Below are 23954 nucleotides of genomic sequence, written 5' to 3'. Positions count from 1 at the left end.
GAGATAGAGGGCGAAGCCGCCCAGCCAGACGGCGCAGAGCAGCGAGACCAGCCAGGCGGTCTGGCGCAGGAGGCCGGAAAACGGGCGGCGGCGATGAAGCGGGCGGCGCGCCATCAGGCGAGCCGCCTGAGCCAGCCATGCACGGTGAGCTGCGCGGTGCACCAGCCGATCGCCGCGGCGGCGAGCGGCAGCAAGGGCAAGGACAGCCATAAAGCCGGGGGCAGGCCGGGGACGAGGCCTTGTGGCGCCAAACCGGAAAAGGGGGCGGCCAGCGCCGCCAGCCAGATCAGCACCGGCAGGGCCAGCGCGCCGCCGATCAGGGCGCCGATGACGGTCAGCATCATGGCGCGGGCGGCGAAGCGGCCGGCGATATCGGCATCGAGGGCGCCGAGCCCGTGAATGATCTCGATCGCGTCACGCCGTTGCGCGAGGCCGGCCCGGGTGGCCACCGCCACCACCGCGGCCGCGACCAGGGCCACGATCACCAGCACCGCGGCGGCGCTGGTCTGCACACTGGCCGTGAGCGCGGCCACCCGCGCGGCCCAGGCCGAGCCGGTGCTGACCAGCGTCCCGGGGGCGATTTTCTGCAAGGACGCCGTCAGCGCCGCGGTGTTGTCCGCGCTTTGCCAGGTGGCGGTGATCACCGCCGGCACGGGCAGCGCCAGTTGCGCGGCATCGGCGCCAAGCCAGGGAACGAGCAGCTTGTTCAGCTGTTCGGTGCTCATCAGCCTGGCGCCGGCGATGCCTTGGGTGGATGACAAAGCCGCCAGCACCGCCTGGGCCCGGCTCTGCGTGTGCGCCGCATCCGGCGCCTGCGGGTCGGTTACCTGCACGGTCAGCGCGCGCGCCGTATCCTGGCGCCATTGCGCCGCCAGCGTCGCGCTGGCCAGCGTGCCGGCCAGGGCCAGGGCGGCGAGAAAACTCATCGCCGCCACGAGCACCGGCAGCAGCCAGTCGGTCAGCCCCGTGCCGAGGCCGAGAAGGTCCGTGCGCTTACTCATAGGAAACCAGTTCGCCATTGGCCATTTCCAGCCGCGACGCGGGGTAGCGCTCGACGAGGCCGGTATTATGGGTGGCGATGATCACGGTGGTTCCGAGCTGGTTGAGGGCCGTGATCAGCATCATCAGCCGGTCTGCCTGCGCGTCGTCGAGGTTGCCGGTGGGCTCGTCGGCGACCAGCAATTTCGGCCGGCCGACCACCGCGCGGGCGATGGCGACGCGCTGCTGCTCACCGCCGGACAATTCGTCAGGCCGCGCTTCGAGCCGGCCGGACAGGCCCACCCAGCGCAGGATTTCCGCCACGTCGGCCCGGATATGCGCCTCGCTGCGCCGCGCCAGGCGCAGCGGCAGCGCCACATTGTCATAGGCGGACAGATGGCCGAGCAAGCGGAAATCCTGGTAGACCACGCCGATCCGGCGCCGCAGCAGGGCGGCATCCTGCCGGGAGATTCGCGCCGCATGCGTGCCCAGTATGTCGATCCGGCCGCGGCTGGGATGTTCGGCCAGATAGATCAGCTTCAACAGGCTGGTTTTGCCGGCGCCGGACGGGCCGGTGAGCCAGCAAAAGCCGCCATCGGGAATCTCGAAATTGACGCCGCGCAGCACCGTGGTCTCCACGGTGTTCCGTGAGGCCAGGTGCCGGTAGCGCAGCCAAACATCTTCGAACCTGACCATTGAGTCCCAAGCCTTATCCGCGTTTCAATCTGCCGTGCCAAGGCGGCATGCGGCAAGACGGGCTTGTGCGAAGTTATTGCGCGGCGAGGCCAAAACTGTCATTCGGGTCATTGCCATGCGTCTAACATGTCCCCGCTGCTCCACTGAATATGAGATCCCGGATACGGCCCTGGCGGCCGGCAGGCGTCTGCGCTGCGATCGGTGCGGCCATGAATGGCGGCAGGAGGCCGAGCCGGCGCCGATGGAGCCTGAATCACCGGAGGCGCCGGAAATTGTGAAACCCGAGCGCGTTACCACAGGAAACCTGCAATTCCTGACCAAGCGCGATGCGCGCGGCGACCTGGTGGAGGGTGGCGAGCGCCGCCGTGGCATCGGGGTTGAATCCCAGTTGCGCCGGCCCGCCCAGAGCGGGCGCAGCCCGCGCTGGCGGATCCTGCTGCTGGTGGCGCTGATCGTCATCGTCGTCGCGTTCTTCGCGTATCGCAGCTTCTAGGAAAGCAAGTGGCCGCTTTTTTGAAAAAAAGCGGCGCAAAAAACTTCTTTTACGCTGGGCCAGGGCTGCGACAGCGCCAACGCCCATGCCCTCCGGGGCTATTCCAACGGTGCTACGCACCGCCGGAACCTTCAGCCCCTCCGCCCAGCATAACAAAGTTTTTTTGCTACTTTTTGTTCACAAAAAGTAGCGCTTACTTCTCTGTTTTTTGTTTCTACCGCCCCGTCCACTTCGCGTCGTACACTTTCGCCCCGGGCGGCGGCACGAAATCCTGCTCGGCTTTCTGGTCGGCCAGGCGCAGGGCGTTCAGCCCGATGATCAGGGCTGCGGTGTTCATCATGCCCGGTGGAATCCACTGGATCAGCCCGCCCAGCATCTGGTCGTAAGCTGGGCTGATATTGGGGAAGAGCCGGCCGCAGAGCGTGTAGAAGGAATACAGGTCCCGCGAGGTCAAGGCGATGTAGGAGCTGATGGCGATCTGCGGGAACATCACCAGGAAGCCGGCGGCACCGCGCGCGAGATACGAAAAACGGGCCGGCGGCTTGGGGCGCGGGTCCAGCACCACCAGCCAGAACAACAGGCCGCCGGCGAGGCAGGAGAGATTCATCGCCGCGTACAGGGTCGGATTGATCATCGCGGCGAAATGCACCGCAGGAATGAGCCAGAAATCGGTGGTGACCAGAAACACCGCCATCGCCGGGATGAGGTGCGAGAAAAATCTCGCCGCGCGCGTTGCCGCGAGGGCACCGCACGCGCGGCTGAGCCAGGAAGGCGCGCCGCGCCGCAGCACATCCGGCATCCAGCCGATGGCGATGCAAAAGGGCGCCACCATGCCCAGCGTCACTGCCTGGATGCGGTTCAGGAAGAACATATGCTGCGCCATGTATTCGAAATGGGTCTGCAGCACGAAATAGATGCCGGTCAGCCCGGCCAGGAAGAACCCGCGCCGCACCGGGCCCGGCCGGTGCGGCGGCGCGGTGCGGGATAGGCCGCGCAGATACCAGAGCAAGGTCAGCCAGCAGCCGAGAAAGACCGGCGCGTTGAAAATGAAAGGGAACAGATAGGGCAGCTGGGCAGGGACGACCCTGCAGGCGAGATCGACGGCGATCGCGGCCAGCAGGATCAAGGCTTCAGCCATAGGATTTTTCCATCGGCACGCCGGAAAGCGCCCGGCTGGTGCGGATTGTCTGCAAGGTCTGTACTTTGGCCACATGCGCGGCGCCGGTCAGTTTGGCGGTCAATTGGTTCTCGTGAGCGGCGTCGCGCGCCACCAGCCGGAGCAGGAAATCGCCCCCGCCGCGGATCATGTGGCATTCGCGCACTTCCGGCCAGGAGGCGACCAGCGACTCGAAGCCGTCCAGCACTGCCTGTTTCTGGCTTTCCAGCCCGACGATCACGAAAAAGGAAATCTGCCAGCCGAGTTTCTGGCCGTCGGTTTGGGCATGGTAGCCCTGGATGTAGCCTGCCTCCTCGAGGCGGCGCACCCGCCGCAGGCAGGGCGGCGGCGAAATCCCGGCGCGCCGGGCAAGTTCCACATTGGTCATACGGCCATCGCCCTGAAGTTCCGAGATGATCCGGCGATCGATCTCGTCGAGATTGATGGGGTCTGACTCACGCTGCATGATTAGTCCTGACGATAGATATGTTGTATTGCGCAATATAATTTCGACATTGCGATTTGCCCATAGGTGGCCGGGACAACAACCCAAGCTAGCAAGCGGATCGTTATGCGCGCTAAAGTGGCGATGCATGGGCGGATATTCTGACTTAACAGCTTGTAACGGCGTCGTGCGAACGGATATTAGCCCGGATATCGATTGCAGCGGATGAAGACGAGCATGGCTGAGGCAAGACAGACCCGGGTATTGATCATCGGGGCGGGGCCGGCGGGATATACGGCCGCCATTTATGCGGCTCGGGCAAATCTCGCGCCGGTCATGATCGCCGGGTTGCAGCCGGGCGGTCAGCTCATGATCACCACCGACGTGGAAAATTATCCCGGTTTTGCCGAGACCATCCAGGGTCCCTGGCTGATGGAGCAGATGGCCAAGCAGGCCGAGCATGTCGGCACGGAAATCCTTTACGACATCGTCACCAAGGTCGATTTTTCCGCCCGCCCGTTCCGGGCCTGGACCGATGGCGGGCTGGAATTCGCGGCTGACGCGGTGATCATCGCCACCGGCGCGCAGGCCCGCTGGCTCGGCCTGCCGTCCGAGCAGGCTTATCAGGGCGCCGGGGTTTCCGCCTGCGCCACCTGTGACGGGTTCTTCTATCGGGGCAAGCGCGTGGCGGTGATCGGCGGCGGCAACACCGCGGTGGAAGAGGCGCTTTATCTCACCCATCATGCCAGCCACGTGACCTTGGTGCATCGCCGCGACCGTCTGCGGGCGGAGCGGATCCTGCAGGACCGGCTGTTTGCCAATGACAAGATTTCCGTGATCTGGGACCACCGGGTGGAGGAAATTCTCGGGGCGGGCACGCCTTCCGTGGTCAGCGCGGTGCGGCTGAAGGATGTGAAAACCGGGGCGACGCAGGAACTGCCGGTGGACGGCGTGTTCATCGCCATCGGCCACTCGCCGACCACCAGCGTTTTTGCCGGCCAGCTCGTGACGGATGAGGAAAACTATATCGTCACCCGGCCCGGCACCACCGAAACCTCCATTCCTGGCGTGTTTGCAGCGGGCGACGTTCAGGACAAGATCTACCGTCAAGCCGTGACGGCCGCCGGCACCGGGTGCATGGCGGCGCTCGAGGCGGAGCGGTTCTTGAGCAACATCCCGCTACAGGTCAGCGAGGCATCAGAATGACAAGTCAGAAAATGGATTGGGATAAGCTGCGGGTCTTCCACGCGGTCGCGGAGGCGGGCAGCTTCACTCATGCGGGAGACACGCTCAATCTCAGCCAGTCGGCGGTATCGCGGCAGATTTCCGCGCTGGAGGAGGCGCTGTCGGTGCCGCTCTTCCATCGCCATGCGCGCGGGCTGATCCTCACCGAACAAGGCGAGGCGCTGAACCGCACCGTGCGCGACGTCTTCGCCAAGCTGGCGATGACCGAGGCGCTGCTGGCGGAAAGCAAGGAGAAGCCGGCCGGGCGGCTGAAGGTGACCACGACGCATAGTTTTGGCGTCACCTGGCTGGCGCCGCGGCTGAAGCAGTTCTTGTCCATGCATCCGGACGTGACCCTGTCGCTGCTGCTGGATGACAGCGAGCTCGACCTTGCGATGCGCGAGGCGGATGTGGCGATCCGCATGCATCCGCCGCGCCAGCCCGACCTGGTGCAGCGCCATCTGGGCGAGATCCGCAGCCAGATCTGGGCCTCGCCGGACTATCTCAAGGCCCATGGCACGCCGCAGACCGCCGAGGATCTCGACCAACACCAGCTCATCCTGTTCGGCGACCGCAAGCCGCCGGTAACCGATGTGAACTGGCTGGCCGAAGTCGGCCGCAAGGACGGCACCCCGCGCCGCGGGCTGATGGAAGTGAACTCGCTGCAGGCGATGCTGATCTGCATCCGCTCCGGCCTCGGCATCGGCGCCGTGCCGGATTACCTGGTGCAGGACCAGACCGGGCTGGTGCCGATCCTGCCGGACGTGAAGAAGCCGAACGTCGATATGTACTTCGTCTATCCGGAGGAGCTCCGGAACAGCAAGCGCGTGTCGGTGTTCCGTGACTTTCTCGTGAACAGCATTTCGGAGCGTAACAGCTTCAAGCCGTAATCCCCAAGGATTCGGCGGCGTTGCCGGCAGGGCGTTACCGAGCGTTGCCGGGGCGCCGGCAACATTACTGTTTTAACACTTAAAAATTTTTGATTGTGGCCTATATACAACATGTCCGGTGCGAGCCGGACATCATCCGGTCCTGAGGGACCGGATTGGGACTTTGTCCCAACGTCTCCCAGACGTGAAGCCTCCCTGTTGACTTGACCCGTCGGCCCTGAGGCTGGCGGGTTTTTTTATGCGGCCAAGGGGGAGTTGGAGCGGGTAGCGGGAATCGAACCCGCGCATCGAGCTTGGGAAGCTAGCAGGCTACCATTACATCATACCCGCGCTGCCCTCTGCATAGTCCGGCGGCATTGACCGCGCAAGCCGGGCGCGATAGCGGTTTTGAACCTCGTGATTTGTCCGGCCGGATTGCGGCGAGGCCGGCGCGGGTCCTTTTTTAGGGCGGGCGCCGGGAGCAAAATAAGCGCGCTAAAGAGGCTGCGGCCCTGACACACCGGCGCTACCGGTCGTGTGCGGGCGGCATCTTTCCATGGCCGGGCGTCTCGTTGACCCGAAAGAGCCAAGCCATGTCCGATCCCGCCAAACTTCGCCCCGCGACCCAGCTGATCCATGCCGGGCGCCTTCGTTCCAATTTCGACGAAAACGCCGAGGCGCTCTTCCTGACCTCGGGCTTTGCGTATGAGAGCGCCGACATGGCCGAGGCGGTGTTCGCCAACCAGCTCGAGCATTTCCAATATTCGCGCTTTGCCAACCCGACGGTGAGCATGCTGGAGCAAAAGCTGGCGGCGATCGAGGGGGCGGAGGCCTGCCGCTGCACGGCGACCGGCATGGCGGCGGTGACGGCGGCGATGTTGTGCGGCCTGAAAGCGGGCGACCGGGTGGTGGCGGCGCGGGCGCTGTTCGGCTCCTGCCATTGGATTGTCAGCACGCTGCTGCCGCAATACGGCATCGCCACCGAATTCGTGGACGGTGCCGATCTCGCCGCCTGGCGCGCGGCCTTGAGCCGCCCGGCAGCGCTGGTGCTGCTGGAGAGCCCGTCCAACCCGATGCTGGACATTGTCGATCTGCGTGCGGTGGCCAAATTGGCACATGAAGCCGGGGCGCTGGTGGTGGTGGACAATGTGTTCGCCACGCCGCTGCTGCAAAAGCCGTTCGAGTTGGGGGCCGATGTGGTGGTCTATTCCACGACCAAGCATATGGACGGGCAGGGCCGCGTGCTCGGCGGCGCCGTGCTCGGCGCAAAGAAATGGATCGAGGAGGTGTTCCAGCCCTTCTTCCGCAACACCGGCCCGTCGCTCTCGCCGTTCAACGCCTGGGTGATCCTGAAAGGGCTGGAGACGATGAGCCTGCGCGTCGCCGCGCAGTCGAAATCCGCCGAAACCATCGCCGCCTTCCTGGAAACCTCGCCGAAAATCGCGCGCAGCCTGTACCCGACGCTGCCCTCGCACCCGCAGCGTGAACTGGCGATGGCGCAGATGACCGGCGGCGGCACGCTTGTGACGTTCGAGCTGAAGGGCGGCAAGGCGGCGGCATTCGCGATGATGAATGCGTTCCGCATCATCACGATTTCCAACAATCTGGGCGACACGAAATCCCTTGCCACGCACCCGGCCACGACCACGCATATGCGCATCGGCGCCGAGGAACGGGCCAGGCTCGGCATCACCGACGGCACCGTGCGGCTCTCGGTCGGGCTTGAGGATGTCCAGGATTTGATCGACGACCTGGCCCAGGCTTTGGGTCAGGTCAGCTAAGGCAAGGCAAGCGCTACTTTTTGTGAACAAAAAGTAGCAAAAAAACTTTGCTTACTTTGGGCCCGTGCGGTTTCACTGCCTCGGGCCCAGCGTAAACAAAAGTTTTTGGTGCCGCTTTTTTCAAAAAGCGGCCGCTTTCTTTGGTTGGCAGGGCTCGGAGGCCTTGTTATGCAGACGCAAATTCCCCCGAAAACGGAGCTTTGCGATGCCGGTCACTGCCAGTTTCACCCGTTTGCAGCGTGCCGATCTCAGCGAGCTGGTGGCGGCTGCCGCGGACGAGGATCCGCAGGCGTTTCAGGCTTTCCTCGCCGCCAATGGCAGCTCGGTGGCGGATTTCGACGAGGATGGCGAGATTTTTTCGGCGCTGCTGCCGATCCTCGCGGATGATTACGACATCGACCTCGAGACCAGCGAGAACGAGGCGGTGGCCGACATTGCCGAGGCGACGGAAGCTTTGGTGTTCATCCTGACCCTGGACGACCAGGAAAAATATTTGAGCCGGCTGAACCCGGAGGAATTTTCCACGGACGAATTGGCCGATGCCTATGAGGATTTCACCGAGGAAGAAGATGACGAGGCGGGCGATAGAATGCTCGCCGCCATCGCCGCCCTGCACCAGGCGCTGGGGGAAGCCGATGCCGAGCATGTGGTCGTGGTGGCCGTCAGCTAGGAAAGGAAGAAAGAAGCCGCTTTTTGAAAAAAGCGGCGCAAAAACTGTCACTCTGCTGGGCGGAGGGGCTGAAGGTTCCGGCGGTGCGTAGCACCGTTGGAATAGCCCCGGAGGGCATGGGCTGTGTCGCGGACAACGCCCATGGCCCAGCATAACAAAGTTTTTTTGCTACTTTTTGTTCACAAAAAGTAGCGCTCCCTTACCTTACTGCCTGTTGTTCTGCGCCGCCGCCTGCAGGTTCGCCGCCTGGACCAGGATACGGTCTTCCAGGCCGCCGGCGAGCGTCGGGTCGGGCGGGGCGTCGACCCATTGGCCGTCCTGCTGCACCTGGTGGAACACGCTCACTTTGATGGCGCCGGCGGTGAGCTGCTTGCTGAGGATATAGGCGTTGACCTTGAAGCGCTCATTCGGGGTTGCCGGCGGCACGTACCAGTCGGTGATGATCACGCCGCCGAACGGATCGGCCGAGACCAGCGGCATGAAGGCCAGCGTGTCGAGCGTGCCGCGCCAGAGATAGGCGTTCACCTGCACCTGGCTCGCGCTGCTGCCGTTATTGTTGGCGCCGCGGCCGAACGTGAGCAGGCTGCCGCTGTCGCTGGGCTGGCCCATCTGCGAGGGCAGGTCCGCGGTTTCCGGATTGTAGATATTGCTGTTGGCCGAGGGGGTGGTCCCGCAACCGCTCAAGGCCAGTATCGCAATGCAACCGGCGGCGCCGGCGATCGTCTTCAAAGTCCGCAAGCTCTCTCTCCAAGCCCTAAACTGCAGGCTGTTTAGCCGCAGCGAGGGTTGCCGCCAAGGGTTCGCGGCAACGCCGTGATGGTGGGTCCAAAAGAAAAAGGGCGGCGGTTGCCCGCCACCCTTCTTCTGGTCCGGTTGCCCGGGGCGTTTACGCCATTACCACTTGTAGGTGGCGCCGGTCGCGATCGTCTGGAACTGCGCGTTGCCGCTGGCAGCAGCGCTCGCCGAATTCGCATTGAAGTTCCAGTCGGCCTGGTGACGATGGCCATACTCGTACTGCAGGTACAGGCTCAGATCCTTGCCGACCACGTAGTTGCCACCGGCGGCAACGCCGTATTCGTCCAGGGTGCGACCAACATGGTTGGTCATGTTCCAGTTGCCGGAGCTCTGGCCGTCGATGAAGCTCACGCCCGCAACCCAGGGGCCGACCGTGTAGGTGCCGCCGACGATGTAGTCGATCGCGTTACGCGCGCCAGCGATCTTGAAGCCGTAGCCGTTCGTGACCGAACCCCACTTCACGTTGGCGCCCAGGGTCAGGCCGCCGAAGCTGGTCTGCGCGCCGGCCTGGTAGACCGTCATGCCCTTGAAGCGGTTGGCGCCGGTGGGGGCGGGAGCCGCGGTGTTCGCGATCGGCGCGGCGTTCAGGATGCCGAGGTTGGCCTTGGTGGCGAAATCGCCAAAGGTCCCGGCATAGAGCAGCGCGGCGTCGATGGTGTTGCGACGGAAGTTGGCGTTGGTGTTCGGCGAGGAGGCGATGGAGCCGCAAGCCGAGTTGGCGCCGCTGAGAGACGCGGCGGTCGAGCAGGCGGCGGTGCCTTCCTTCAGGCCGTCGGAGTTCGGCTCGAAGCCGACGCCCATGCTGAAGCCGGCGACGGTCGGGGACAGGTACACGACCTTGTTGGTCGAATAGAGGTGCGAGCTGTCCGCGTAAACGAAGGTGCCGGGCTCGGCATTGCTGGGGATGGCGTTGAAAATGCCGCCGTCCGAGTTGAACTGCGCACCGTCGCCGTAGCCTTCGATCACACCGGTCTGCAGCAGGGTGAAGGCGCTGTCGGTCTGGCCGAGGCGGACGAAGCCGGCTTCCGGGGTGCCGATATAGCCGTAAGCGCGCTTGACGTAGAGCGAGGTGGTGCCGGCGGTGCCGGAGGTCCCGGTGTTCAGGCCGGCGCGGGTGCCGGCGTCGGACGCGGTGGTACGCACTTCGATCTGCGCGCCGTAATCGATGCCGTTCAGCGTCTGGGCGTCAAAGCCGGAATAGAGGCGGGCGTCACCGATGGTGTTGTACGGGTTCAGCTTCGAGCCGCCAAAGTTATTGGCGCTGGAGCCGAAATAACCAATGCCGAACTGCAGATAACCGTTGAGGTGGACGGCGATGGTGCCGGGGGCGACCGGCTTGACCGGCTGGGCCTGCGCGCCACCAACCGTGACGAGCAGCGCGCCCATGGTGGCCGCAGTGGCCAACAGTAACTTGCGCATTCAATCCTCCAAGAAGCCGGTCGCCCGGCGGAAAACAGTTTCAGGGTGGAATCAACCCTGTCTCAGAGCGTTCCGGCGGCGTGCCGAAGAGCCCGGATGCCGCTTAAAACCCCGGATGACCCAGTTACGCAATGACCGAATGGCAACGTTGCAGCAATTAATGGTCGGTGTGGCGGTGTTGCCACATGTATATTACATTACTGTTAAATGCCGTGAGATAACTCTCGGAAAAAGCAGCAACGTTGCAATGCAGCATGAAACGATCCCATGTAAATCCGCTTTCCATATAGACCAAATGGATAGATGGCGGTTTTCGTTCGGACGGATCAAAAACGTTCAATTCCGTGCGAGGATAAAAACGCATCAATAGCCCCGGCGCCGGCACAGAGGGCGCCCAGCCGGCGGGCGGATGTCCCGTCTACTCCCCCCAGCGCATAGGCTTTTGCCGGCGCGGCGCGGCGTGCCAGCCGGCGCCAGCGATACGCGCCGAGCGCTGCCGCGCCCGGGTGGCTGCGCGTCGGGAACGCCGGTGAAATAAACACGATGTTTGCGGCGTTATCGCGGGCGCGGCGCAACTCACGCGCATCATGCACCGAGGCGGTGCGCAGCGCGTGGCGCGGCAGGCGCGTCAGGTCCGGCCGCGCGCCGCCGCGCAGATGCAGGCTGGCGTGCAGCGTGAGTGCTAACTTCGCGTCGCCGGCGATGACCAGGACGAGGCGCCGGGCGCGGCAGATCGCGCTGAGCCGCCGCGCCAGGGCGGCGCGGTCCGGCGCGGCGTCATGCCGGAACACCACGCCGCACAGGCCGGGGGGCAGCGTGCGCGCCAGCGCCAGAACGTCCATCCGCGCCGGGTCGGTGAACAGGAACAAAGGCGGCAATTTTCCGCGCCGCACCCGCCGGGCCCAGCTGAACAGAATTTGATCCATGGTTGATCTGATAAAGGAAGCAGCCGCTTTTTGAAAAAAGCGGCGCAAAAACTTTTGTTTACGCCGGGCCAGAGGCTGTGTCGGTGCCAACGCCCATGGCCCAGAGTAAAGAAAGTTTTTTTGCTTCTTTTTGTTCACAAAAAGAAGCCTTCCTCTCTTTCTGAGATGACTTGAAATTGCCACGCGCAGGGGCTCAATGGCGCCATGCAATCGCTTGTTCACATGCCGCCATGCGAGGCCATGATCGCGGAAAATCTCGCCGCCATCCGTGCCCGCATCGCCGCCGCCGCCGTGCGTGCCGGGCGCGATCCGGCTTCGGTCGCGCTGATCGCGGTGTCGAAGACGCAGCCGCGCGATGCGGTGCTCGCCGCCTGCGCCGCCGGGCAGGTTTTGTTCGGCGAAAACCGTGTGCAGGAGGCGGCGCAGAAATTTCCCGTTCCCGGCGCGCGGCTGCATATCATCGGCGGGCTGCAGACCAACAAGGTGTTGGAAGCGGTGCGGCTGGCCGACAGCATCGACTCTCTCGACCGGCCCCGGCTCAGCGACGCCATCGCCGCCGCGGCGGAAAAAACCGGGCGCCTGCCGGAACTACTGGTCCAGGTGAATATCGGCGACGAGCCGCAAAAGGCCGGCGTGGCCACGGCGGATGCCGACGCCTTCATCCGCGCCACGCGGCTTCGTTTCGGCACGGCCTTGAAAGGGCTCATGTGTATCCCGCCCGCGGGGCGGGACCCGTTACCTTTTTTCCACCACATGGTTGGTTTGGCTGACACGCACGGCTTGAGCGTGCGTTCCATGGGCATGTCGGGTGATTTTGAGGTGGCAGTGGCGGCCGGGGCGACGCATGTGCGGGTCGGAACCGCCGTTTTCGGTGCCCGGCCGCGCCCGGCGGAGGCATAGCGGGCTCCATGGCGCGGGAAAAAATCGCCGGGCCATAAGAAAAAGTTAATCCCCAGGCGGAAATTTTTAATTTTCTCCCTGTGCGCGAGCGCTATTTCCGAGTATGGCCTCGAAAGGTTTTTAGCCTTCACTGTGGAGAGTTTTCGGTGATCAGGTTATCGGTCCCGTTCCGGCAAGCGTTGTCGCGGCTCACACTTCCCGTGATGCTGATGTTTTCGCTTGGCTTGGTGCTGATAGGACGCGCTGACCAGAATTTCTCCAACCATCTGCAGATCGGGCTCGACGATCTGCTGGCGCCGGCTTACCAGCTGGTCGACGGTCCGATCGAAGCGGTCGAGAGCGGCACCGGGATGGTCGGACATTTGTTTGACCTCGATGCTGAAAATGCCAGGCTGCGTGCCGAGAATGCCCGGCTGCTGCAATGGCAGGGCGTGGCCATGGCGCTTGAGGAGCAGAACACGGCGCTGAAGGCGAGCTTGCATTACACGCCGATGCCGACGCCGCGTTTTTTCACCGGCAATGTGGTGGCCGATCTCGGCGGTGTGTATGCGCGGTCCGTGCTGGTCGAATTGCCAGGCAGCGCCGAGAGCGATGATGGCATTGGCAACGTGGTGGGCGCCATCGCCATGGATGGGCGCGGCGTGGTCGGGCGTGTGGTGGATGCGGGCGGCCGCGCGGCGCGGGTGCTGCTGATCACCGATCTGAACAGCCGTGTGCCGGTGCAGGTCGGCCCGACCGGCCAGCCGGCGATGATGGCCGGGACCAATGGCGCCGACCCGGATTTGATTTATTGGGCGCCGGGCCATCCCCCGGCGGAGGGCGCGATGGTGCTGACCAGCGCGGTCGGCGGCGCGTTTCCGCCCGGCCTGCCGGTCGGCGTGGTGCATTATAACGGGACGAACGACCCGGAGGTGCTGCCGCTCGCCGACCTCGCCTCGCTGCGCCTGCTGCGCCTGTTCAGCTATCCGCTCTCCCAGCCGCAGCTAACGCCGGTTCCGCGTCAGGCGGATATGAGTGCCGGGCATGAGCATTCGCGCACGCATAAGCGCCGGAGTTGAGCATGGCCAGGACTGAAACGACAGGGCTTGGACGCACTGCCTCTGTCCGCGCCACCGAGGAGAGAGCATGATTGCGATCGAACGATCCTGCTCCGGCTCCTGATGGCGCGCCGTCCCATCACGCGGCCGACCGGCTTCTGGCGGCAACTCGACATCGCGGCGCGCTATACGTTCCCGATCGGCAGCCTGGTCCTGGGACTGTTCGTCATCGGCATGCCGTTCGGCCTGCCCGGCCAGGCGGAGTTGTGGCCGGTCTATACGCTGGCCTGCGTCTATTTCTGGTCGCTTTACCGTCCGGCGTCGCTGCCGGCGCCGGTGGTGGCGCTTGCCGGTGTGTTGCTGGGCCTGCTCGGCCTTTCGCCGCTCGGGCTGTGGGCGGTGCTGCTGCTGGCGCTGCAAGGCGTGGTGCTGGCGGTGCGGCGGCGGCTGGCGTCGCAATCGTTCTTCCTCACCTGGCTGGTGTTTTGTGGTCTGGCCGTGGCGGTCTCGGCCTTGGCCTGGCTGCTGGAATCGCTGTTGACGCTGAGGATGTTGCCGGCGCAGCCCATGCTGATCGAGGCGCTGTTCTCGGTCGGTCTCTATCCCGCCGTGGCGGGGATTTTCATCCGCGCCCATCGTGGCCCGGCGGCGGTGGAACTGGCGTGAGCAAGGCGGGCGTGATGAGGCGGCGGCAGGTGCGGCCATGAAGCGCGAGACGAAGGACAAAGCCGGCTTCACCCGGCGCGCGTTGCTGATCGGCACCGCGCAGCTCGGCATTTTCGCGGCGATCGGCGCGCGGCTCTATAATTTGCAGGTCGCGCAGCACGGCAAATACGCGACGATGGCGAAGGAGAACTCGATTTCCGAGCGCCTGACCGCGCCGCGGCGCGGTCTGATCACCGACCGGTTCGGGGCCATTCTGGCCGGCAACCAGCAGCATTGGCGCGCGTCTTTCATGCCGGCGTTGGCGCCGGACCCGCAGGCGGTGCTCGCGAATTTCGAGCGGCTCGTGCCGCTGACCGATGAGGAAAAAGCCCGCATCCAGACCGATCTCGCCGACCGGCCCGGCTATATACCGGTGGTGCTGAAGGATTATCTCGATTGGCCGGACATGGCCGCGCTCGAGGTCAACACCCCGGACCTGCCGGGCGTGATCGTCGAGGTCGGCTCGTCACGCTTCTATCCGGCCGGTCCGACTTTGGCGCACGCGATCGGCTATGTGGCGCGGCCGAACCGGCGCGAAGCCAGCGCCGACCCAGCGCTGGCACTGCCGGGCATGCGCATCGGCCGCAGCGGCGTCGAGCTGGTGAACGATCTGGCTTTGCGCGGCACGCCGGGCTTCGTGCAGAGCGAAACCAACGTGCGGGGCGAGGTCGTCCGCGTGGTGGACAGCGACAGCGGCACGCCCGGGCAAACCGTGACGACGACGCTCGATGCCGGGATGCAGGCGCTGGCGATGCAGCGGTTTGGCGACAATACCGGCGCTGCCGTGGTGCTGGATGCGACCAATGGCGAGATTCTCGCCCTGGCGAGCACGCCGTCCTTCGATCCCAGCCTGTTCGACAAGGGCGTGCCGGACGCCGTGTGGCGGCAATGGATGGCGGACCCGCAGCGTCCGCTGCAGAACAAGGCGACCTCGGGCCTGTTCGCTCCGGGCTCGACGTTCAAGCCGACCGTGGCGCTGGCGGCGCTGAAAGCGGGGACCCTGACCGCGGATACGGTGCTGGACTGCCCGGGGTTCCTGAAGCTCGGCAACCATGTTTTCTGGTGCGACAATCATACCGCCCACGGCAACATCACCGTGACCACGGCGTTGCAGGTGAGCTGCGACGTGTTCTTCTACAAGACCGCGCTGCGCACCGGGATCGACCTGATTTCGGACATGGCGACCAGGCTCGGGCTTGGCACGGCCCTGCAGACGGATGTGCCCGGGGTCGCCACCGGCCTGGTGCCCAGCCATGACTGGGCGGCGACGCGTAAAATCCACTGGGTCGAAGGGGACACGGTGGTGCAGGGCATCGGCCAGGGTTACACCGCGCTCACCCCGATCTCGATGGCGACGGCGGTGGCCCGCATCGCCACCGGCCGTGTCGTCAATCCGCACATCACCAAACGCATCGGTGACGATCCACAATTTAGCCCGGAGCCGGCCGTGGGCGTGCTGCTCGACATCGACGAACAGCATCTCAAGGTGGTGCGGCAGGGGATGTTCGAAGTGGTGAATACCCCGGCCGGCACCGCCTATGCCGCACGGCTCACTTTGCCGGGCGTGCAGATGGCCGGCAAAACCGGCACCGCCCAGGTACATAACGACAATGCCGCCGAGTCCGTGAGAAATTATAACGATGCCAACATGCCCTGGGCGATGCGGCCGAATGCGCTGTTCATTGCCTTCGCGCCGGTCGATGCGCCGCGTTATGCCGCTTCGGTAGTGGTCGAGCACGGGCTCTGGGGCGCGCAATCGGCGGCCCCGATCGCCCATGACCTGATGACCTATGCGCTCACCCGGAATCCGAACGGGACCAATGCGCCGATCGGGACGCAGATTTCTGACGAGGATGTGCCGGGATGAACACGCTCGACGGGCCCCTGCGCCGGCCTTTTCACGACCGTTCTTTCGGGTTGATGCGGAAATTTTTCGCGATCAACTGGCTGTTTGTGTTCTGCGTCTGCCTGCTCGCAGGCGTGGGCTACGCCGCTTTGTACTCCGCCGCCGGCGGCTCGGGCGAGCCCTATGCCAACGGCCAGATGTACCGGTTCTTCGGCGCCCTGGTGTTGATGTTCGTGATCGCGATGATCGACATCCGGGTGATCGCGAAGATCTCCTGGCCGGCTTATGTGTTCGGTGTTTTGCTGCTGCTGATGGTGATGAAATTCGGCCATGTCGGCCTGGGTGCGAAACGCTGGATGACGGTCGGCGGCATGGAGATCCAGCCGAGCGAGCTGATGAAGCTGTTTCTGGCCATGGCGGTTGCCGCCTATTTCCACCGCGCCAGTTACGAGCGCGCCGGCAACGTATTTTTTCTGCTACCTGCGGCGCTTGTGGTCCTGATCCCGGTGGGGCTGATCCTGAAGGAGCCGAATCTCGGAACCGCCGTCATCACCGGGCTGATCGGCTGCACCGTGATGCTCGGGGCGGGCGTGCGCTGGTGGAAGTTCGCGCTGATTCTCGTGGTCATCGCGGCGGCAGCGCCCATCCTGTATCATCATCTGCACGACTACCAGCGGGCGCGGATCATTACCTTTCTCAATCCCGGTTCGGACCCTCTGGGGGCCGGCTATAACATCATCCAGTCGAAGATCGCGCTGGGCTCCGGCGGCTTCAACGGCCAGGGCTATCTGCACGGCACGCAGAACCAGTTGAACTTCCTGCCCGAGAAACAGACGGATTTCGTGTTCACCATCATCGCCGAGGAGTTCGGTTTTGTCGGCTCGGCGGCGGTGATGGTGCTGCTGTTTTCGATCGTCGCCCTCGCGCTCTACACCGCGGTCAGTTGCTCGCACCAATATGGGCGGCTGCTGGCGCTCGGCATCGCCGCGAATTTTTTCCTCTATTGTTTCGTCAATCTGTCGATGGTGATGGGGCTGATCCCGGTGGGCGGCGTGCCGCTGCCGCTGATCTCGTATGGCGGCTCGGCGCTGACCGCGGTGATGCTGGGCTTTGGCGTGCTGATGTCGGTGCATGTGCATCGTGACGTGGAATTCCCGACCGGGGATCTTTGACGCCGGTGAATCTTCTGGTCTTCGATTCCGGCATTGGCGGGCTCGGCGTGGTGCGGGAAATCAGGCGGCTGCAGCCGCAGGCGGGCATTACCTATCTCGCGGATAACGCGTTCTTTCCTTATGGCGAGAAGCCGGATGCCGAATTGCTGGCGCATATTCTGCGCCTGATCGGCGCGGCCATCGGCCGGTTCGCGCCGGATGCGGTGGTGGTGGCCTGCAACACCGCCAGCACCATCGCGTTGGCGGGCCTGCGCGCGGCCCATGCGCGTCCCTTCATCGGCTGCGTGCCGCCGGTCAAACCTGCGGCGGCGGCGAGCCGGAGTAAACATATCGGCGTGCTGGCGACGGCGGCAACGGTGCGGCGCGCTTACCTGGCCGATCTCGTGCAGGCCTATGCGGCGGACTGCACGGTGCACACGCTGGGTACGCCGGCTCTGGCCGAACTGGCGGAACAAAAATTCGCAGGCCGCGCGGTGGACCCGCTCGCTTCGATGGCGCCGCTCTTCACCCGGCCGGGCGGCGAGAACATCGACGCGGTGGCGCTGGGCTGCACGCACTACACGTTCCTGCTCGACGAGTTTCAGGCCGCTTACCCGGAGATTGCCTGGTTCGATCCGGCGCTGCCGGTGGCGCGGCAGACTCTGGCCGTAACGGAGACATTGCCGCCAACGCCAAGGCGGCCGGATGCGGCCTGGTTCACCGGCGCGGAGCCGGTTTCAGGCGCGATGCGCGAAAGCCTTGCCGGGTTCGGGTTTAAGGAAGTGGGCGCTTTTTGAAAAAAGCGCCGCAAAAACTTTTATTTATGCTGGGCCAGAGGCGTTGTCGCTGACACAGCCCATGGCCCAGAGTAAATAAAGTTTTTTTGCTACTTTTTGTTCACAAAAAGTAGTCTTTCTTGTCTCTCTTCTTCTGATGGATGAAAACGTGGCTTCTCATCTCTTGGGCATTGATCTCGGCGCCAGCAGCCTGAAGGCGACGATCATCAGCGCCACCGGCGTGGTGGAGGGCGAGGCGAGCCATCCGGTGACCAGCCAGATGCCGCAATTCGGCTGGTCGGAGCAGGACCCGGCGGAATGGTTTCTGGCGCTTTGCGGCGCGGTGCCGATGGCGCTGGCGGCGGCGGGGCTGACCGGGCGGGACATTACCGGGATCGGCATTTCGGCGGGTGCGCATATCCCGGTGCTGACCGACGAGGCCGGCACGGTGCTGCGCCCGGCGATGATGTGGAACGACCAGCGCAGCGCCGACCAGGCTTCCACCCTGCACGCGGTGGCGGGTGCAAAAATCATCGACAGTTCGCTGAACAAGGTGAATCCGACCTGGACGCTGGCGATGCTGGCCTGGCTGCGCGCGCATGAGCCCGTGGTGTTTTCCCGCGCGCGGCGTTTGTATCTGGCCAAGGATTATCTGCGCTACTGCCTCACCGGAACCTGGGAAACCGATTATTCCGACGCGGTCGGCGCGCTGCTGGCCGATGACAGCGTCAAGACCTGGTCACCGGAACTCAGCGCCCTCGTCGGGTGGGACGTTGCGCGCCTGCCGCGTATCATGAAGCCGACCGACGTGGTGGGTGGTGTTACCGCAGCGGCGGCGGCGCGCACCGGGCTGGCTGAAGGCACCAAAGTGGTTTGCGGCTCCAACGATACCACGGCGGAATTTTTCGGCGTCGGCGCCGTCGAGCCCGGCATGGGGGCGGTGAAACTCGCGACCGCCGGCGTGCTGTTTCTGGCCACGGACGGGCCGCGCGTGCACCCGCCGGTCTCGTGCTATCCGCATATCATCGACGGGATGTTCTACACCGCCACGGGCACCAATTCCTGCGCTTCGGCGCATCGTTGGCTGCGTGAGCTGATGTTCGCGCAAGGCGGGTACGAGGCGATGGACGCGCTGGCAGCGACGGTGAAGCCGGGGGCGGACGGGTTGCTTTTCCACCCTTATCTGCAAGGCGAGCGCGCGCCGTACTGGGACCCGAAACTGCGCGCCGATTTTCTCGGGCTGACGATCTCCCACTCCCAGGCGCATTTCGCCCGGGCGCTGTATGAGGGTATCGCTTTTTCCATCCGCGACCTGCTTGAGGCGGCGCGCGCGTTGGGGCTGGAATTCGGCGCCATCCGGCTGATCGGCGGCGGCGCCCGCAGCGCGGTGTGGCGGCAGATCATCGCCGATGTTACAGGCCTGACCATCGAGCGCACCGAGGCGGCAGACGCTTCGTTCGGCACGGCGCTGCTGGCCGGCATCGGCACCGGCGTCTTCGCCTCTCCACGTGAAGCGGTGGCGGCCTGCGTGCGGCTGGTGGACAGCACCGCGCCGGACCCGGCACGGCACGCGTTCTATTCAGACTTATTCAGCATCTACAAGGATGCCCAGGCGGCGCTGGCGCCGCTGAATCACCGGCTGCATGCGCTCTTGCATGGAAAGTAAGAAAGTAGCCGCTTTTTGAAAAAAGCGGCGCAAAAACTTCTTCTATGCCGGGCCATGGGCGTTGGCGCCGACACAGCCTCAGGCCCAGCATAACAAAGTTTTTTTGCTACTTTTTGTTCACAAAAAGTAGTCTTTCTTCCTTTGCTTTCGCTTTTCCGTTCAGTGCCGCGCCGCCTTGGCGCCGCGGCGATGTTCGTCGTCGGGATTCATCGGCGGGGCTGGCAGTTTGCCTGTCGCGTCGGGGTTGGCGACGTATTTGAACGGTGCTTCGTTCCAGGCGCCGCGTGCATCTTCGCCCTGGCTGAGATTGTAAACGACCTCCACCGTATCGTCCGGCTGGATCGTGCCGAAGAATGGGTCATCGAGTTTGCCCAATGAATCCAAAGCCTTCATGAACATGTTGGCATGGGTGATCTCGCGGGTCAGTAGATGCGTTAATGCCGCGATGGTGCCGGCGTCCTTGGTGTGGTGGATCAGCGCCTCATAAGTCTGGCGGGCGCCGGCTTCGGCGGCGATGTTGGCGCGCAGGTCGCGCACCACGTTGCCGCCCTCATTGATGTAGGTCGCGCTCCAGGCCGAGCCCTGGCTGTCGACGAAATGCGGGCCGATGCCCTTCATGGCGAAAAGCGGCGCCTGGCGGAGCTTGGTCTGGTCGATCTTCGAGGTATGTTGCGTGATCAGATGGCCGACCATTTCGAGATGGTTGAATTCCTCCAAGGCGATATCCTGCAGCATGTCGCGCAAGCCGGCATCCTCGACATGGAAGGACTGCACCCAATATTGCAACGCCGCGGTAAGTTCGCCGGTGGCGCCGCCGAACTGTTCGAGCAGGAATTGTCCGAATTGCGGGTCCGGTGTGCCCACGTTGACCGGTTTGAAAAGCTCCTTGCGATGATAAAACATGGTGGCTTCCTCTCTCTCTTGGTTGCGACCGCAGCCGGCATAAGAGGGATGGCCCGGCGCAACGGCCGGGAGGGCCATCATCGGCTTTGCGGCGTTGACGCCGCAACCGGTGCCGTGTGGCTAGCGGTCGTCGATCACATAGGAAGCGGTGATGCCGCCATCAATTGTGTACGACGAACCTGTAATGTAGCTCGCCTCATCGGAGGCAAGAAACGCGACGAGGTTGGCGATTTCCTCGGGCTGGCCCAGCCGTCCCATCGGCATGTAACGGCGGCGCAGTTTCCAGGCTTCTTCGTCGGCGAGGAAAGCGGTGACCAATGGAGTCGCCACCGGGCCGGGGCAGATCGCCACGGCGCGGATGTTCTGCCGCGCATACATGATGGCGAGTTCCCGCGTCATCGCCAGCACGCCGCCTTTGGCGGCAGTGTAGGCGATCTGCGGAAAGGCCGAGCCGACCAGAGCGACGATGGAAGCGTTGTTGATGATCACGCCGCCGCCGGCCGCCTGCAAATGCGGGAGCCCGGCTTTGCAGCAGAGAAACACCGAAGTGAGGTTGGCGGCGATCGTGCGATCCCACACCGCAAGATCGGTTTCCACGGGCCCGTCATCGCCGGGCAGGCAAACGCCGGCATTGTTGAAAATGATGTCGATGCCGCCGAACAATTTGGCGCCCGTGGCGAACACCGCCTCGCACGCCGCCTCCTGCGTCAGGTCGCCCACTGCCGGCGCGGCGACGCCGCCGGCTGAGACGATGCGCGCGGCGGTTTCCGCCGCCGCCTCGGCCCGGATGTCGCAGCACAGCACCGCGGCCCCTTCGGCGGCGCATTTGATGGCCGCAGCCCGGCCAATGCCGCCGCCCGCACCCGTGATGACCGCATGTTTTCCGTTCAGACGCATGCCGATGAGCCCTCTATCGTAAAAGCAAGCGGCCGCTTTTTGAAAAAAGCGGCGCAAAAACTTTTGTTATGCTGGGCTACGGGCGTTGTCGCTGCCACAGCCCATGGCCCAGCATGATAAAGTTTTTTTGCTTCTTTTTGTTCACAAAAAGAAGCCCTTCCTTGCTTAACCCTGCACGGCCATCGCCGCTTTTCGCGGACTTGCCGGCGCGAATGGCCGGGTGGCGTGGTGCAGGATGGTTGCCACGGCGATCGGCGTGAGCAAAGCGAGCGGCAGCCATAGATCGGTGAACAGCCCGGCATCGATCCGGGCCCAGGGGGTCAGCAGCAACGCCACGGCGCGCTGCACCGGTTCGTTGACGAGGTAAAGCGGATAGGAGATCGCGCCGAGATATTTGAGCGCACTTCCTTCGAGGAAGGCGCCCCACTCATGGGTCTGGGCGAGGATGATCGCTGCCCAGACGAGTGGGATCAGGATTTTGCCCGGCCCTTCGGCCAGGCCGAGCAGGCAGGTGCCGAGCAGGCAGAGCGGGAAGGACACCGCATCGGTGCCGCGCAGCCAGGCGGCGCTGGCGAGGCCGAGCGCGAACCAGGGCGCGGCATCCGGCAGAAAGGCGCGGCTGAACTCGGCCTGCAGCGGCGGCAGGGCGTGATAGGCCGCGCCCACCGCCAGCAGCGCCAGGGCGCAGCGCCCCAGCCGGCGCGGGACCAGCAGGCCGACCAGAAGATAGAATTGCCATTCGGTGGAGAGGCTCCAGGAGGCGCCGAGCAGGGTGATATAGGCATAAGGCAGCAGGCTTTGCGGAATCAGCCCCTGCAAAAGCAGCACATGGGCGGCCAGATGCCAGGGCCAGAGCGGCGGCAGGCCCGGTTCCATCACCGCCTGCCCCGCCTGGCCCGCCCAGGGCATCGCCGCCAGCGGATTGCCGGCCAGGAGAAGGAGCAGAAAACTGGCGATCAGGGCGTAGGCGTAAGCCGGCAGCAGCCGCCGCGCCCGGGCCGCCATGAAGGGGTAAAACCGCCCGTCGGCCCGCTCCAGCGCATTGACGATCACCAGCCCGCTGAGCGCGAAGAACAAATCCACCGCTGCCCCGCCATGGGTAAGCGGGGCCACCGCCCAGGCCGGCAGGGCGGCGAACGGTACCGCATGGGCGACCATGACATACACGGCCAGAACGCCGCGCAGACCATCCATGCGTTGCAACCGTTTCATAGCCGCAACGTAAACGTGAACCTGGGGCCGGTCAAAGAAAGTGGCCGCTTTTTGAAAAAAGCGGCGCAAAAATTTTGGGTTACGCTGGGCCGGGGGCAGCGAAACCAGCACGGCCCAAAGTTAACAAAGTTTTTTTGCTTCTTTTTGTTCACAAAAAGAAGCACTTTCCTTTGCTTATTCTACCCCTTCTGAATCACCAGCAGCCACGTGCCGTCCGCCTGTTCGATCAGGTCCAGCGGGTCGTGGCCCTGGTCGGCGGCGGCGCGGGGCACGTTGGCCAGCGGGTCGACCCCTTTCAGCCGCACCAGCAGGAGCTGCCCTGTTTCCATCTGGTCCAGCGCCAGGCGGGTGCGGACGTAAGTCATCGGGCAGGTCTCGGACGTGATGTCGATGGCCTTATGATGGGCAGGCAAGGGAGACGACGACATGCAAACCTCTGTTTGGCGGGGGTAGCACCCGTGGCGTGCCGATTGCCCCTCGGAAGGCTAGACCGGAGAAACAGTTTGGGCCACAAGGCTCAAGATGGATATAAGCATCGAGCGCCTGTGCATAGAGAACGGGCTGAAGATGACAGGCCCGCGCCGGGCGATTGCCCGCGTATTGTCCGAGGCGACTGATCATCCGGACGTTGATGAATTGCACCGTCGCGCCAACCGGATCGACCCGCGCATTTCCCTGGCGACGGTGTACCGCACGGTCCGGCTGTTGGAGGCGAAGGGGATTCTGGCGCGGCGCGATCTGGGCAGCCGGCGCGCGCGCTACGAGCCCAGCGGCGAGCGCAACCACTTCCACCTGGTCGATCAGGACACCGGCTCCGTCCTGGAGTTTGCGGCGCCGCAGGCGGAAGTGTACCTCCGCGACATCGCCCGGCAGCATGGATTTGATGTAGACGTGATCAAGATTGAACTTTTTGGCCGACGGATCCCGGAATGACTGCCAACCTGATATCGGGTCTTCCGCGTTTTGAGCTGGGCAACGCGGGGCCTGGTTTTGCCGAACTCCGCGCCGGCAATCTCGGCGTCCGCCTCGCCGTCACCGCCGATGAACTGGATGCCGCGCAGGAACTGCGTTACCGCGTATTCTATCAGGAGCTGGGCGCCGCGGCCGATGAGGCGACGTCTGCCCGCGGGCGTGATGCCGATGCGTTCGACGCCGTCGCGGATCATTTGCTGGTGGTGGACCACGATCTCGGCGACGGCGCCGCCGGCGTGGTCGGGACCTACCGGCTGATCCGCCAGGATGCCGCGGCCAGGTTGGGCCGGTTCTATTCGGCCGATGAGTACGACATTTCGGTGTTCGACCGGTTCCCCGGCGTGAAGCTGGAGCTGGGCCGCAGTTGCACCGCTGCCGCCTATCGCTCGCGCTCGGTCATGCAACTGCTCTGGCGCGGCATCGCCGCCTATGTGTTC

At 64.4% G+C, this 23954-nt stretch carries 25 protein-coding genes and 1 tRNA gene; 14 read left to right on the top strand and 12 right to left on the bottom strand.

The window, feature by feature from the left end; all coding sequences use genetic code 11:
* Positions 1–113: 113 nt before the first annotated feature.
* Together VNC39_RS01260 and VNC39_RS01255 are read right to left on the bottom strand one after the other, a co-directional pair.
* On the bottom strand, positions 114–1001 hold the full coding sequence (locus VNC39_RS01260) for a cell division protein FtsX (protein ID WP_325395384.1): 888 nt from the start codon (positions 999–1001) through the stop codon (positions 114–116).
* Complete coding sequence (locus VNC39_RS01255) at positions 994–1674, bottom strand: cell division ATP-binding protein FtsE (protein WP_325395382.1); 681 nt, start codon at positions 1672–1674, stop codon at positions 994–996. Before VNC39_RS01255 ends, VNC39_RS01260 begins: the two co-directional genes overlap by 8 nt.
* A gap of 115 nt (positions 1675–1789) precedes the next feature.
* Between VNC39_RS01255 and VNC39_RS01250 the strand changes: the two genes are divergently transcribed.
* On the top strand, positions 1790–2167 hold the full coding sequence (locus VNC39_RS01250) for a zinc-ribbon domain-containing protein (RefSeq protein WP_325395380.1): 378 nt from the start codon (positions 1790–1792) through the stop codon (positions 2165–2167).
* 214 nt (positions 2168–2381) lie between these two features.
* Here VNC39_RS01250 and VNC39_RS01245 read toward each other — a convergent pair whose 3' ends face one another.
* On the bottom strand, positions 2382–3305 hold the full coding sequence (locus VNC39_RS01245) for a cytochrome c oxidase assembly protein (RefSeq protein ID WP_325395378.1): 924 nt from the start codon (positions 3303–3305) through the stop codon (positions 2382–2384).
* The gene (locus tag VNC39_RS01240) at positions 3298–3789 is read right to left on the bottom strand and encodes an Lrp/AsnC family transcriptional regulator (RefSeq protein WP_325395375.1); all 492 of its coding nucleotides are present in this window, start codon (positions 3787–3789) and stop codon (positions 3298–3300) included. Before VNC39_RS01240 ends, VNC39_RS01245 begins: the two co-directional genes overlap by 8 nt.
* Positions 3790–4005: 216 nt before the next feature.
* On the opposite strand from VNC39_RS01240, the gene trxB reads away from it, so the two are divergent.
* Entirely contained in the window at positions 4006–4974 is a 969-nt protein-coding gene (gene trxB / locus VNC39_RS01235; protein WP_325395373.1) for a thioredoxin-disulfide reductase, read from the top strand.
* Positions 4975–4985: 11 nt separating this feature from the next.
* Positions 4986–5882, top strand: a complete 897-nt coding sequence (locus VNC39_RS01230) for a LysR family transcriptional regulator (RefSeq protein WP_408839972.1) — start codon at positions 4986–4988, stop codon at positions 5880–5882.
* A 256-nt stretch (positions 5883–6138) separates the two neighbouring features.
* Here the strand turns inward: VNC39_RS01230 and VNC39_RS01225 are convergent.
* Positions 6139–6212: transfer RNA gene (locus VNC39_RS01225), tRNA-Gly, on the bottom strand.
* A 242-nt stretch (positions 6213–6454) separates the two neighbouring features.
* Here VNC39_RS01225 and metZ point away from each other — a divergent pair.
* Entirely contained in the window at positions 6455–7642 is a 1188-nt protein-coding gene (gene metZ / locus VNC39_RS01220; RefSeq protein ID WP_325395369.1) for an O-succinylhomoserine sulfhydrylase, read from the top strand.
* A gap of 205 nt (positions 7643–7847) precedes the next feature.
* On the top strand, positions 7848–8312 hold the full coding sequence (locus tag VNC39_RS01215; RefSeq protein ID WP_325395367.1) for a hypothetical protein: 465 nt from the start codon (positions 7848–7850) through the stop codon (positions 8310–8312).
* Positions 8313–8516: 204 nt separating this feature from the next.
* On the opposite strand, the gene VNC39_RS01210 is transcribed toward VNC39_RS01215, so the two are convergent.
* The 3 genes from VNC39_RS01210 to VNC39_RS01200 form a co-directional block, all read right to left on the bottom strand.
* A complete protein-coding gene (locus tag VNC39_RS01210) occupies positions 8517–9050 on the bottom strand; it encodes a DUF3576 domain-containing protein (protein WP_325395365.1) in 534 nt (177 codons plus the stop codon).
* 156 nt (positions 9051–9206) lie between these two features.
* The gene (locus VNC39_RS01205) at positions 9207–10526 is read right to left on the bottom strand and encodes a porin (protein ID WP_325395363.1); all 1320 of its coding nucleotides are present in this window, start codon (positions 10524–10526) and stop codon (positions 9207–9209) included.
* 326 nt (positions 10527–10852) lie between these two features.
* Positions 10853–11452, bottom strand: coding sequence for a thiamine phosphate synthase (locus VNC39_RS01200; RefSeq protein ID WP_325395362.1), 600 nt, complete (start codon positions 11450–11452; stop codon positions 10853–10855).
* A 204-nt stretch (positions 11453–11656) separates the two neighbouring features.
* On the opposite strand from VNC39_RS01200, the gene VNC39_RS01195 reads away from it, so the two are divergent.
* The 7 genes from VNC39_RS01195 to xylB all read left to right on the top strand — a co-directional run bounded on the left by VNC39_RS01195 (position 11657) and on the right by xylB (position 19533).
* Entirely contained in the window at positions 11657–12352 is a 696-nt protein-coding gene (locus VNC39_RS01195; RefSeq protein ID WP_325395360.1) for a YggS family pyridoxal phosphate-dependent enzyme, read from the top strand.
* A 146-nt stretch (positions 12353–12498) separates the two neighbouring features.
* On the top strand, positions 12499–13410 hold the full coding sequence (gene mreC / locus VNC39_RS01190) for a rod shape-determining protein MreC (RefSeq protein WP_325395358.1): 912 nt from the start codon (positions 12499–12501) through the stop codon (positions 13408–13410).
* Between the two features lie 102 nt (positions 13411–13512).
* Positions 13513–14055, top strand: a complete 543-nt coding sequence (locus VNC39_RS01185; protein ID WP_325395356.1) for a rod shape-determining protein MreD — start codon at positions 13513–13515, stop codon at positions 14053–14055.
* A 37-nt stretch (positions 14056–14092) separates the two neighbouring features.
* Positions 14093–15961 carry a penicillin-binding protein 2 gene (gene mrdA / locus VNC39_RS01180; protein ID WP_325395354.1) on the top strand — a complete coding sequence of 623 codons (1869 nt, stop codon included), beginning with the start codon at positions 14093–14095 and terminating at the stop codon, positions 15959–15961.
* Positions 15958–17112, top strand: coding sequence for a rod shape-determining protein RodA (gene rodA / locus VNC39_RS01175; protein WP_325395352.1), 1155 nt, complete (start codon positions 15958–15960; stop codon positions 17110–17112). The genes mrdA and rodA overlap by 4 nt, the downstream gene beginning before the upstream one ends.
* 5 nt (positions 17113–17117) lie before the next feature.
* Positions 17118–17888 carry a glutamate racemase gene (gene murI / locus VNC39_RS01170; protein ID WP_325395350.1) on the top strand — a complete coding sequence of 257 codons (771 nt, stop codon included), beginning with the start codon at positions 17118–17120 and terminating at the stop codon, positions 17886–17888.
* A gap of 148 nt (positions 17889–18036) precedes the next feature.
* Entirely contained in the window at positions 18037–19533 is a 1497-nt protein-coding gene (gene xylB, locus VNC39_RS01165) for a xylulokinase (RefSeq protein WP_325395348.1), read from the top strand.
* Positions 19534–19692: 159 nt separating this feature from the next.
* Here the strand turns inward: xylB and VNC39_RS01160 are convergent, their stop codons facing one another.
* From VNC39_RS01160 to VNC39_RS01145, 4 genes are all read right to left on the bottom strand, one after another.
* Complete coding sequence (locus tag VNC39_RS01160) at positions 19693–20436, bottom strand: manganese catalase family protein (protein WP_325395347.1); 744 nt, start codon at positions 20434–20436, stop codon at positions 19693–19695.
* A gap of 120 nt (positions 20437–20556) precedes the next feature.
* A complete protein-coding gene (locus VNC39_RS01155) occupies positions 20557–21333 on the bottom strand; it encodes an SDR family oxidoreductase (RefSeq protein WP_325395345.1) in 777 nt (258 codons plus the stop codon).
* Between the two features lie 165 nt (positions 21334–21498).
* The gene (locus VNC39_RS01150) at positions 21499–22527 is read right to left on the bottom strand and encodes an acyltransferase family protein (RefSeq protein WP_325395343.1); all 1029 of its coding nucleotides are present in this window, start codon (positions 22525–22527) and stop codon (positions 21499–21501) included.
* Between the two features lie 197 nt (positions 22528–22724).
* Positions 22725–22973 carry a sulfurtransferase TusA family protein gene (locus VNC39_RS01145; protein ID WP_325395341.1) on the bottom strand — a complete coding sequence of 83 codons (249 nt, stop codon included), beginning with the start codon at positions 22971–22973 and terminating at the stop codon, positions 22725–22727.
* A 94-nt stretch (positions 22974–23067) separates the two neighbouring features.
* On the opposite strand from VNC39_RS01145, the gene VNC39_RS01140 reads away from it, so the two are divergent.
* Both VNC39_RS01140 and VNC39_RS01135 read left to right on the top strand, forming a co-directional pair.
* Complete coding sequence (locus VNC39_RS01140) at positions 23068–23478, top strand: Fur family transcriptional regulator (protein WP_325395339.1); 411 nt, start codon at positions 23068–23070, stop codon at positions 23476–23478.
* Positions 23475–23954 (top strand): GNAT family N-acetyltransferase (locus tag VNC39_RS01135; RefSeq protein WP_325395337.1); only part of this gene is annotated, 480 nt, incomplete at its 3' end. The genes VNC39_RS01140 and VNC39_RS01135, both read left to right, overlap by 4 nt.

This window comes from Acidocella sp., assembly GCF_035535915.1.
Classification (GTDB): Bacteria; Pseudomonadota; Alphaproteobacteria; order Acetobacterales; family Acetobacteraceae; genus Acidocella.
Note: the sequence above shows the minus strand (reverse complement) of the source record. Positions and strands in the feature narration are given on the sequence as shown.

What these genes read in the sequence shown, in the direction of transcription:
- VNC39_RS01260 (WP_325395384.1), bottom strand. Translation starts at nt 1,001, where the DNA reads ATGAGTAAGCGCACGGACCTTCTCGGCCTCGGCACGGGGCTGACCGAC.
- VNC39_RS01205 (WP_325395363.1), bottom strand. Translation starts at nt 10,526, where the DNA reads ATGCGCAAGTTACTGTTGGCCACTGCGGCCACCATGGGCGCGCTGCTC.
- metZ (WP_325395369.1), top strand. Translation starts at nt 6,455, where the DNA reads ATGTCCGATCCCGCCAAACTTCGCCCCGCGACCCAGCTGATCCATGCC.
- VNC39_RS01150 (WP_325395343.1), bottom strand. Translation starts at nt 22,527, where the DNA reads ATGGATGGTCTGCGCGGCGTTCTGGCCGTGTATGTCATGGTCGCCCAT.
- VNC39_RS01250 (WP_325395380.1), top strand. Translation starts at nt 1,790, where the DNA reads ATGCGTCTAACATGTCCCCGCTGCTCCACTGAATATGAGATCCCGGAT.
- VNC39_RS01160 (WP_325395347.1), bottom strand. Translation starts at nt 20,436, where the DNA reads ATGTTTTATCATCGCAAGGAGCTTTTCAAACCGGTCAACGTGGGCACA.
- mrdA (WP_325395354.1), top strand. Translation starts at nt 14,093, where the DNA reads ATGAAGCGCGAGACGAAGGACAAAGCCGGCTTCACCCGGCGCGCGTTG.
- trxB (WP_325395373.1), top strand. Translation starts at nt 4,006, where the DNA reads ATGGCTGAGGCAAGACAGACCCGGGTATTGATCATCGGGGCGGGGCCG.
- VNC39_RS01195 (WP_325395360.1), top strand. Translation starts at nt 11,657, where the DNA reads ATGCAATCGCTTGTTCACATGCCGCCATGCGAGGCCATGATCGCGGAA.
- VNC39_RS01240 (WP_325395375.1), bottom strand. Translation starts at nt 3,789, where the DNA reads ATGCAGCGTGAGTCAGACCCCATCAATCTCGACGAGATCGATCGCCGG.
- VNC39_RS01140 (WP_325395339.1), top strand. Translation starts at nt 23,068, where the DNA reads ATGGATATAAGCATCGAGCGCCTGTGCATAGAGAACGGGCTGAAGATG.
- rodA (WP_325395352.1), top strand. Translation starts at nt 15,958, where the DNA reads ATGAACACGCTCGACGGGCCCCTGCGCCGGCCTTTTCACGACCGTTCT.
- VNC39_RS01245 (WP_325395378.1), bottom strand. Translation starts at nt 3,305, where the DNA reads ATGGCTGAAGCCTTGATCCTGCTGGCCGCGATCGCCGTCGATCTCGCC.
- VNC39_RS01215 (WP_325395367.1), top strand. Translation starts at nt 7,848, where the DNA reads ATGCCGGTCACTGCCAGTTTCACCCGTTTGCAGCGTGCCGATCTCAGC.
- VNC39_RS01145 (WP_325395341.1), bottom strand. Translation starts at nt 22,973, where the DNA reads ATGTCGTCGTCTCCCTTGCCTGCCCATCATAAGGCCATCGACATCACG.
- VNC39_RS01155 (WP_325395345.1), bottom strand. Translation starts at nt 21,333, where the DNA reads ATGCGTCTGAACGGAAAACATGCGGTCATCACGGGTGCGGGCGGCGGC.
- VNC39_RS01230 (WP_408839972.1), top strand. Translation starts at nt 4,986, where the DNA reads ATGGATTGGGATAAGCTGCGGGTCTTCCACGCGGTCGCGGAGGCGGGC.
- VNC39_RS01255 (WP_325395382.1), bottom strand. Translation starts at nt 1,674, where the DNA reads ATGGTCAGGTTCGAAGATGTTTGGCTGCGCTACCGGCACCTGGCCTCA.
- VNC39_RS01185 (WP_325395356.1), top strand. Translation starts at nt 13,513, where the DNA reads ATGGCGCGCCGTCCCATCACGCGGCCGACCGGCTTCTGGCGGCAACTC.
- VNC39_RS01200 (WP_325395362.1), bottom strand. Translation starts at nt 11,452, where the DNA reads ATGGATCAAATTCTGTTCAGCTGGGCCCGGCGGGTGCGGCGCGGAAAA.